This window comes from Longimicrobium sp. (assembly GCF_036280135.1).
GTDB lineage: Bacteria > Gemmatimonadota > Gemmatimonadetes > Longimicrobiales > Longimicrobiaceae > Longimicrobium.
The window spans coordinates 1-9808 of record NZ_DASURI010000612.1; the positions used below are offsets into that span (position 1 = coordinate 1).

Annotated in this window: 6 protein-coding genes and 1 pseudogene; 3 read left to right on the forward strand and 4 right to left on the reverse strand. The window is 70.4% G+C overall.

Going from position 1 to position 9808, the window contains the following annotated elements:
• Window positions 1–494: 494 nt before the first annotated feature.
• The 4 genes and pseudogenes from VFZ20_RS19815 to VFZ20_RS19830 all read right to left on the reverse strand — a co-directional run bounded on the left by VFZ20_RS19815 (window position 495) and on the right by VFZ20_RS19830 (window position 4073).
• Entirely contained in the window at window positions 495–1049 is a 555-nt protein-coding gene (locus VFZ20_RS19815) for a DUF402 domain-containing protein (RefSeq protein WP_329685669.1), read from the reverse strand.
• A pseudogene (locus tag VFZ20_RS19820) lies at window positions 1042–1512 on the reverse strand (carbon-nitrogen hydrolase family protein); the annotation flags it as partial. The gene VFZ20_RS19815 and the pseudogene VFZ20_RS19820, both read right to left, overlap by 8 nt.
• Before the next feature lie 15 nt (window positions 1513–1527).
• Window positions 1528–1800: a hypothetical protein gene (locus VFZ20_RS19825; RefSeq protein ID WP_329685670.1), complete on the reverse strand. Its 273-nt coding sequence runs from the start codon at window positions 1798–1800 to the stop codon at window positions 1528–1530.
• 2 nt (window positions 1801–1802) lie between these two features.
• A complete protein-coding gene (locus tag VFZ20_RS19830; protein ID WP_329685671.1) occupies window positions 1803–4073 on the reverse strand; it encodes an NADP-dependent malic enzyme in 2271 nt (756 codons plus the stop codon).
• 746 nt (window positions 4074–4819) lie between these two features.
• Here VFZ20_RS19830 and VFZ20_RS19835 point away from each other — a divergent pair.
• The 3 genes from VFZ20_RS19835 to VFZ20_RS19845 all read left to right on the forward strand — a co-directional run bounded on the left by VFZ20_RS19835 (window position 4820) and on the right by VFZ20_RS19845 (window position 9581).
• Window positions 4820–6010, forward strand: coding sequence for a S8 family peptidase (locus VFZ20_RS19835; protein WP_329685672.1), 1191 nt, complete (start codon window positions 4820–4822; stop codon window positions 6008–6010).
• 486 nt (window positions 6011–6496) lie between these two features.
• Window positions 6497–7666 (forward strand): S8 family peptidase, encoded by a 1170-nt coding sequence (locus VFZ20_RS19840; RefSeq protein WP_329685673.1) that lies wholly within the window; start codon window positions 6497–6499, stop codon window positions 7664–7666.
• Window positions 7667–8408: 742 nt separating this feature from the next.
• The gene (locus tag VFZ20_RS19845) at window positions 8409–9581 is read left to right on the forward strand and encodes a S8 family peptidase (RefSeq protein ID WP_329685674.1); all 1173 of its coding nucleotides are present in this window, start codon (window positions 8409–8411) and stop codon (window positions 9579–9581) included.
• Window positions 9582–9808 lie beyond the last annotated feature (227 nt).

Genomic DNA, 9808 nt, shown 5'->3' on the forward strand with positions numbered 1-9808 from the left:
GTAACGACATCTGCCAGGGCAAGGGCTACGACTACGGCGTGTGCCAGGAGCCGGGCGCCTGCGTCTGCGGCTTCTACCCGACGGAGTAAGCGATTCAGGAAAGGCTTTGATTTCCTGGGGGAGCGCTTCTCGGGCTCGCCCGTCGCACGGTCTGTGGCGCCCGAAGGATCTCCTTGACGGGGCAGGGACTTCGCTGTTGGACCCAATCCCTGGCAGGGCGAGAAGATCCTTCGGGGCCGCACGCATTCGGCGCGGTCGAGTTCGTGAGGGCCCCTCAGGAAACAATGCTCCGCGGATCCGGCGTGAGGCGCGCGGGAGCCGACTTGTCGCTTTGCGGGCAAGATCCTTCGTCGCCGCCATGGGCCGTGCAGCGATCTGGATCACGCGGCGGCTCCTCGGGATGACGCTTCTCTGGGAGACGTGAGGGAGAAAGCCCCGTCCGGCGTGCCGGACGGGGCTTTCGACGCGTTCTGCCGGTGGCGCAAGCGGCGCGGTCAGCCGTTGGCGGAACCCGACTCCCACGCGTGGACGCGCTCCAGCGTCCACGCGCGGACCAGGGCGGGCGGCCAGGTGCCCGCGCGGGCGCCGGCGGCCAGGCGCTCGGCCTCGGCCAGGGCGCGGGCGGCCGTCCGCGCATCCACCCAGCCGGCGGCGAGCGCCTCGTCGAACTCGTCGCGGTCCAGGACCTCGACTTGCCCGTCCGCCCCCCTCCACACGTCCAGGAACAGGTCCGTCGTATCCCACTCCGCGCCCTTCATCCGCACGGGCGTGAGCACGTTGGCGTACAGCCCCGTGAACGTGCCGTCCGCGAGGTGAAACCGGCCGACGTCGTGCCACACGTCCCCGCGCCACGTGAACCACACGACGGGCGCGCCGGGCTCCAGCGCCACGCGGCCGCCCGCCATCACCGGCTTCGTGAGCTGCGCGCTGGGCAGATACGTGACGATGCACGCGCCGTCGTCCGCCACCACCGCCTGGTCGAACACCTGCAGGCGGTCCGGCGGGCGGCGGTAGTGGATGCGGACGCGCTCGGAACGGGGATCAGGCACCACGGTCAGCGGGTTGGGGGAGCGGGACGCCGTCGATCTCCGCGATCAGCAGCTCTTCCGCGAGCGGGCGGGCGGCCCGCACCACGCGCCCGGCCGGATCGATGATCGCCGAGGAGCCGTGCGACACGCGCGCGTCCGCCCGTCCCGCCACGTCGGCGCGGACGATCCACAGTCCAAGCTCCACGGCCCGTGCGACGTCCACCGCCCGGGCTTCGTCGGCGATCCGGCCGGGATGGTGCGGCGGCGCGAGCGCGTTGCTGGTCGGCACGAAGAGCACCGCCGCGCCCAGGGCCGCCATCCGCCGCGCCGGCTCCGCGAAGTTGGAATCGTTGCAGATGACGATGCCGAACGTCAGCCCGTCCGCGGCGAACACCGGGGTTTCCGCGCCCGCCGCGTAGACGGAGCGGCGGATGGCGGGATGCAGCTTGCGGTAGATGCCCGTCACCGCGCCGCGATGAAAGACGGCCGCCGCGTTGAACTATCGGCCGTCCGCCGCCCGCTCCGTGAAGCCGACGATCGTCGTGACCCTCTCGCTCGCGAGCGGCGCCAGCACGTCATCCAACTCCTCCGCCGCGAGGGCGAAGCGGGCGGGATGGGCGTGCTGGTCCGCGAGGCCGCCCAGCACCGCCTCGGGGCAGCAGAGAACGCGGACACCCTCCGCCTCGCACTGCCGCACCCGCGCCCGGATGTGCTCCAGCGCGTCCAGGGAGCCGCCGGCGAGCAGCGGCGCCTGGTACGCGGCGACCTTCACCGTCAGCCGCCGGCGTGGCGGCCGGCGTGCTCCTGCGCGTCCACGACGGCGAGCGCCGTGAGGTTGAGCACGTCCACGGCCTCGCTGCCCCGCTGCAGCACGTGGATGGGGTGCCCCATGCCCAGGAGGATGGGCCCGAACGCCTCGGCCCCGCCCATCCGCCACATGAGCTTGTAGGCGGCGTTGGCAGCGTCCAGGTTGGGAAAGATGTAGATGTTGGGCCGGCCCCGCAGCGACGTGAACGGGTAGAGGTCCAGGCGGAACTCGTCCATGGCGGCCGTGTCGGCCTGCATCTCGCCGTCGATCTCCAGCCCCGGCGCGCGCTGCTTTACCAGTTCCGCGGCCGCGCGCACCTTGTCGCTCTGCGGGCTGCGCACGCTGCCGAAGTTGCTGAACGAGAGCATGGCCACGCGCGGCACCAGCCCCAGCCGCCGCACGAAGTCCGCGGCCAGCAGCGCCGTCTCGGCCAGGGTGCCCGCGTCGGGGTCGATGTTCACCGTGGTGTCGGCAAAGAAGATCATCTCCCGCTCCAGCACCATCATGTACAGCCCCGCCACCCGCCGCACGCCCGGCGCCGTGCCGATCACCTCCAGCGCGGGGCGGATGGTCTCGGGATAGTACATGTCCTCGCCGGCCAGCAGCCCGTCCGCGTCGCCCTGCAGCACCATCATGCAGCCGAAGAAGACGGGCTCGCGCATCCGCTCGCGGGCCTGCGCCAGCGTGACGCCCTTGCGCTGGCGCCGGCGAAAGAACTCCTGCGCGTACGTCTCCCGCCGCGCCTCGTCGCCCCACAGGTCCACGATCTCGGCGCCGTCGATGGACACGCCCAGCGTGTGCGCCCTGTCGCGGATGACCTCCGGCCGCCCCACGAGCACGGGCCGCGCGATCCCCTCGCCCAGCACCAGGGCGCAGGCGCGGATGATCCGCTCGTTCTCGCCCTCGGGGTAGACGATGCGGCGCGGGCTCTGGCGGGCGCGGCGCATGATGTCGCGCATCACCTCGCGTCCGCGGCCCAGGCGGGCGATGAGCTCGGCGCGGTAGTGCTCCACGTCGATCTGCACGCGGGCCACGCCCGTCTCCATGGCCGCCTGCGCCACGGCCGGCGCCACGTAGAGCATGATGCGCGGGTCGAACGGCTTGGGGATCAGGTACTCGGCGCCAAAGCGGAAGCGCTCGTTGCCGTACGCCTTTTCCACCGACTCGGGCACGTCCAGCCGCGCCAGCTCCGCCAGGGCGCGGCAGGCGGCCATCTTCATCTCGTCGTTGATGGCGCGGGCGCGCACGTCGAGCGCCCCGCGGAAGATGAAGGGAAAGCCCAGGACGTTGTTGATCTGGTTGGGATAGTCCGTCCGTCCGGTCGCGACCATGGCGTCCGGCCGCACGGCCAGCACGTCCTCGGGGAGGATCTCGGGGTCCGGATTCGCCAGGGCGAAGACGATGGGCGCCTCGGCCATGGACGCCACCATCTCCTGCGTCACGGCGCCGGCCACGGACAGGCCCACGAACAGGTCGGCGCCCACCATGGCGTCGGCCAGCGTGTGCAGGTCGCGGTCGGTGGCAAAGCGGCCCTTGTACTTGTCCAGGGTGCCGCGGTCGCTGCGGATGACGCCCTTGCTGTCCGTCATCACGATGTTCTCGCGGCGCACGCCCAGCGAGATGTACAGCTCCGCCGTGGCGATGGCCGCCGCCCCCGCGCCGCTGAACACGCAGGTGAGCTCGTCGATCTTCTTGCCGCTGATGTCCAGCGCGTTGAGCAGCGCGGCCCCGCTGATGACGGCCGTGCCGTGCTGGTCGTCGTGGAATACGGGGATGTCCAGGCGTTCCTTGAGCGTTTCCTCGATGTAGAAGCACTCCGGCGCGCCGATGTCCTCCAGGTTGATGCCGCCGACGGTGGGCTCCAGCAGCTCGCAGAAGCGGATGACGTCGTCGGGGTCCTTGGAGCCTACCTCCAGGTCGAAGACGTCGATGTCGGCAAAGCGCTTGAAGAGCACGCCCTTGCCCTCCATGACCGGCTTGGCCGCCAGCGGGCCGATGTCGCCGAGTCCGAGCACGGCCGTCCCGTTGGAGACCACGGCCACGAGGTTGCCCCGCGCCGTGTACTTGAAGACGTCCTCGGGGTTCTGGGCGATCTCGCGGCACGGCTCGGCCACGCCGGGCGAGTACGCCAGGGACAGGTCCCGCTGGGTGCTCGCGGGCTTGGTGGGCACCACGGCGATCTTTCCGCGCCTGCCCTCGCTGTGGTAGTCCAGCGCGTCCTGCCGGTTGAACGACATCTTCTGCCTGCCTGGTTTTTGGGAATCGTGCGAGGGGGTACACTGGGGAGGGGGGCGGGGGGTGTCAAGCTGGGGGGCGGGAGGGAATAGGTGATAGGGATTAGGGAATAGCGGGAAACGGCGGGGGATGGGGGACAGGTTACAGGGGACAGCCGGCAACGGACGGGCGGAATCTGGCGAGCTTCCCTCCTCTCTGATTCGGAGAACCACCCCGCGCAAAGCGCGTCATCCTGAGGAGCCGCCGCGCGATCTTGTCTGCGCGGAGAATCATGGCGGCGATGAAGGATCTTGTGTGCGATACTCGGGGCCGACTTCCAGACGTGGAGCCGGCTTGTCGCTTCGCGTGCAAGATCCTTCGTCGCCGCCCGGGATCAAGCACGCGCACAATCCGCGCGGCGGCTCCTCAGGATGACGTGTCGGCGGATTGTTCTCCCAACCCATTTCACCTCCGACTTCCGCTGCAGACGGAATACGTAGCAGCGATGTCCCACCGGCGGTCTGTACGGTTGTCGCAGTGGGACGGATCTGCCCCAAGGTGTACCTGGGCTGGCCCGCCAGTACGGCACCGGGCCGTTGGGGACGTGGTGAAAAGGGCGCAGATACTGGAAAATCGAGCAAAACTGGCCGATGCGCGCGCGGCTTGGTCCGTGCGAGCGGCGGACCCGCTCTCCCGCCCGCCGGACCTCCCGGCGGGCGCCCCGCCGCGCGTTCCCACGGCGCGGCCTCACCGCACGGAGGATACGCCCATGAAGCGCTCCCTCGCCCTGCTCTCCCTGCTGGCGCTGGCCGCCGCCTGCGCCGACGCCGGCACCCCGCTGGACCCCGGGGGCGCGCCCCTGCTGGCCCGCTCCGCCGCCGACGAAGGCCGGTACATCGTCGTGCTGAACGACGGGACGGATCCGCGCGCCGTGGCCGCCGTGGCCGGCATCCACCCCCGCTTTGTCTACACGGCCGCGCTCAACGGATTCGCCGCCACGCTCAACGCCGGCCAGCTCAACGCCCTGCGCCACCTGCCCGCCGTGCGCTTCGTAGAGGGCGACGCGCACGCCCAGCTCATGACCACGCAGCTCTTTCCCGTGTGGGGGCTGGACCGCATCGACCAGCGCGACCTGCCCCTGAGCTCCACCTTCGTCTACACGTACACGGGCGCCGGCGTCCCCGTCTACGTGCTGGACACGGGCATCCGCCGGACGCACAAGCAGTTCTCCGGGCGCGCCGCGTACCTGCCCAACGGGGCCAACGGCGACTTCGTGGGCGACGGCCACGGCAGCGCCGAGGACTGCCATGGGCACGGCACCCACGTGGCCGCCATCATCGGCGGGGAAGGGTTCGGCGTCGCCAAGGACGTGCGGATCTGGGCGGGCCGCGTGGTCAACTGCACCGGCGGGGGCACCGCGTCCATGGCCATCGCGGGGATGGACTGGCTCACGGCCAACGCCGGCCCCGGTGTGGTGAACATGAGCCTGGGCTACGGCGACGTGGAGTCCGTGCGCATCGCCGCGGGGCGGATGATCGACGCGGGCCACTTCCTGGCGGCCGCCGCCGGAAACGGCGATTACGCCGGCACTCCCCAGAACGCCTGCCTGCAGTCGCCCGGGGGGCAGAGCAAGGCCATGACGGTGGGCAGCACCACCAGCACGGACGCCGAGTCGTCGTTCAGCAACTACGGCAAGTGCGTGGACATCCTGGCCCCGGGCAGCAGCATCCGCAGCGCGTGGATCGGCAGCGACACGGCCACGGCCATCCGCAGCGGCACCAGCATGGCGTCGCCGCACGTGGCGGGCGTGGCCGCGCAGTACCTGCAGGCCGCCGGCCCCACGGCCCCGGGCGTGGTCCACGCCTACCTGTGGAACAGCGCCACGGTAGGCCGCATTACCCTGCACGCGCAGAGCGTGGCCAACCTTACGCCCAACCGGCTTCTGCTCACGCGCTTCTAGCGGCGCGGGCATCCACCTCAAGCCCGTCCGGCGCCGCGGCGCGCGGGCCTCATCGGCGGCCGCGCCACCGGGACCGGGCCGGCAGCCGACACTCCTTGCACGCCGGCGCGCGGGTGGAGAAAGGACGCGCGTCACGAACAACCCGCTGGATCGGCGGTCGGAGACCGAGGGGGTATCCGGCCGCCTTCAGCTCGTCGTCCGCCCCCCCATCCCGATGATGCCATTCTGGACCAGGGACCGGAGTGGTGCGCGGCGCACCGCGCCCGATGTGCTGCACACATTTGTTTCATCCGCGCCGGAGTAGTGCATCACCTTACGAGACATTAATACATAAAATCCATATTCCGATGGTGTTTAGCAGCCGAACGGTGTATGGCGCGATGGGTGCCTTAACGAACGCCCGTTCACCGCGAACGGCCGTGTTTCCCCGCACGTCTGCCCCCTCGGGCCCGGTTCGCACGTCTCCATGATCGAAGGAGTGGTTCGATGAAGCGTAGTTCCGTTGCATTTGCCTCGCTGCTGGCCCTGGCAGCCTGCGCGGACCAGGGCGCCAGCCCCGTCGCCTCGCTGGGCGGCGCGCCCGTGCTGTCGGCCGCCAACGCCATTGACGGGCAGTACATCGTGGTGCTGAACGAGGGCGCCAACCCCCGCTCGGTCGCCGCGGTGGCCGGCGTGTCGCCCAGGTACGTGTACACGGCCACGGTGAACGGCTTCTCGGCCACCCTGAACGCCGGCCAGCTCAACGCCCTGCAGCACAACCCCAACGTGGCGTTCATCGAGCAGGACGCGCCCGTGCAGGCCAGCCTGGTCACGCAGGCCAACGCCACCTGGGGCATTGACCGCATCGACCAGCGCAACCTGCCCCTGAGCACCACGTTCAACTACACGTCCACGGGCCTAGGTGTCACGGCCTACATCGTGGACACGGGCATCCGCTTTACGCACACGCAGTTCACCGGCCGCGTGTCGTCGGGCTACGACGCCGTGGACGGCGGCACGGCCGACGACTGCAACGGGCACGGAACGCACGTGGCCGGCACGGTGGGCGGCACCACGGTGGGTGTGGCCAAGGGCGTGAACCTGGTGGCCGTGCGCGTGCTGGACTGCGCCGGCAGCGGCACCAACGCCGGCGTGATCGCGGGCGTGGACTGGGTGGGCAACAACGCCGTCAAGCCGGCCGTGGCCAACCTGTCGCTGGGCGGCGGCGCCAGCACCGCGCTGGACAACGCCGTGAGCAACGCCATCAGCAAGGGCGTGACCTTCGTGGTGGCGGCCGGCAACGGCAACACGGGCGGCCGCGCGCAGGACGCCTGCGGCTACTCGCCGGCCCGCGTGCCCTCGGCCATCACCGTGAGCGCCACGGACAAGACCGACACCAAGGCGTCGTACGCCAACTACGGCACCTGCGTGGACATCTTTGCCCCCGGCAACGACATCCTGAGCGCCTGGTACACGGGCGACACGGCCGGCGCCACCATCAGCGGCACCAGCATGGCGTCGCCGCACGTGGCGGGCGTGGCCGCGCTGTACCTGCAGGGCAACACCACCGCCTCGCCGGCCACCGTGGCCAGCGCGCTGGTGAGCGGCTCCACGGCCAACAAGGTCATCAAGCCCGGCACGGGCTCGCCCAACCGCCTGCTGTTCACGGCGTACTGAGCGACCTGCCCGGCTGACGTAATGAGCCCCGCCGGATCTCCTGGATCCGGCGGGGCTTTCCGCGTCCGCGCGGAACTGCATTCTCACACGGGGCCTGCGGCCAACGGAGTCAACGGTAACGGCGAACGGCCGGATCCGATGGATGCACGCGAGGCGTTTTTCCGGATTCTTCTGCCTCGACGGATGAAGGCGATGATGCGCATCCTCAGCGGGGATCCACGTAGCAGACGCTTCTGGTCGCCAGGCTGACAGGGATCAGCGTGGAATACGTATCGCGCCGTTTTGGTAATTGGCGATCGGCGAGCGCCGCCGTCCTCGAATTCGTACTGAATTCCGCCGAATCCGGAGAAGAGCCAGCATGGATGGATGATTCGCATCCGCCGGGACAATTCACGCTCGAATCCGGCTACGGGAGGGCGTCCACACGCATTGCGCCATCATGATTGTTGACTTGCGAACCAGAACGGTGCATCCTGGGACAAAGCAGTGCAATCGTAGCAGGCGGGATTCGGGTGCGTTCCGGGGGCAAGTCGTTGCACGGGCGCTGTTTCACGAAACGGCTGGTTCTGGCCCGCCGGGTGCGTTGAGCAACCCCGCCTCACGACGCAGCGCATCGTCCCTTTTCGTCCGCTGGCATGCGGGCGCGGATGCGCGTGCGCGCCGACGAGGCTGCCGGCCTGGAATCGCGCCCCTCGGACCGCCGTGGCGGTCCTCCATCACCCCTCCCCGGGAGGAACGTACGATGAAGCGCATCCGTTCGTCGCTCGCCGCGCTGCCGCTGCTGGCCGTGGCCGCCGCCTGCTCCGACGCCGCCATGCCGGCGGCCCCCGAGGCCCTCGCGCCCCTGCTGTCGCAGTCGGCGGACGGCAGCAACCGCTACATCGTGGTGCTCAACGAGGGCGCCAACCCGCGCTCCGTGGCCGCCATTGCCGGCGTGACGCCGCAGTACGTGTACACCACGGCCGTCAACGGCTTCGCGGGCACGCTCAACGCCGGCCAGCTCAACGCCCTGCGCCACAACCCCAACGTGTCCTACGTGGAGGCCGACGTAGCGGTGCAGGCCTCCACGCTGCAGTCCGGCGCCACCTGGGGCCTGGACCGCATTGACCAGGCGAGCCTGCCGCTCAGCGGCACGTTCAGCTACACCCGGACGGGCGCGGGCGTGCGGGCCTACATCGTGGACACGGGCATCCGCTTTACCCACACGGAGTTCGGCGGCCGCGCCACCAGCGGCTACGACGCCGTGGACGGCGGCGCCGCCGACGACTGCAACGGGCACGGCACCCACGTGGCCGGCACGGTGGGCGGCTGCACCTACGGCGTGGCCAAGGGCGTGAGCCTGGTGGCCGTACGCGTGCTGGACTGCGCCGGCAGCGGCACCACCGCCGGCGTGATCGCGGGCGTGGACTGGGTGGCCAACAACGCCGTCAAGCCCGCCGTGGCCAACCTGTCGCTGGGCGGGGGCGCCAACACCACGCTCGACAACGCCGTCAAGAACGCCGTGGCCAAGGGCGTGACCTTCGTGGTGGCCGCCGGCAACGGCAACTTCCTGGGCATCGCCGCCAACGCCTGCAACTACTCGCCGGCCCGCGTGCCCGAGGCCATCACCGTGGGCGCCACCACCAGCACCGACGCCAAGGCCAGCTACAGCAACTACGGCACGTGCGTGGACCTCTTCGCGCCGGGCAGCAGCATCACCTCGTCGTGGTACCAGAACGACACGCAGACCAGCACCATCAGCGGCACCAGCATGGCGTCGCCGCACGTGGCGGGCGTGGCCGCGCTGTACCTGCAGGGCAACACCACCGCCTCGCCGGCCACGGTGAGCGGCGCCATCACGGCCGGCGCCACGCTCAACAAGGTCACGTCGCCGGGCTCGGGCTCGCCCAACCGGCTGCTGTTCACGGCCTACTGAGCGGGATGACGGAACGCGCGCCGGATTTTGTCCGTCCGGCGCGCACCGGAATGGTGCACCATAACAGGGCAAGATGCATCGTTCCGGGCGGCTGCAAAAACGGGCAGAATCGGGCAAGTGGGGATGCGACAACGGGATGCGTCCGGGCGGACGGACGGCGCGGCGCGTGCACCCGGGGCCGCTACTCCACAAGGGTTTCAGGCGGATCCCGCGACGCGGCGGCCGCG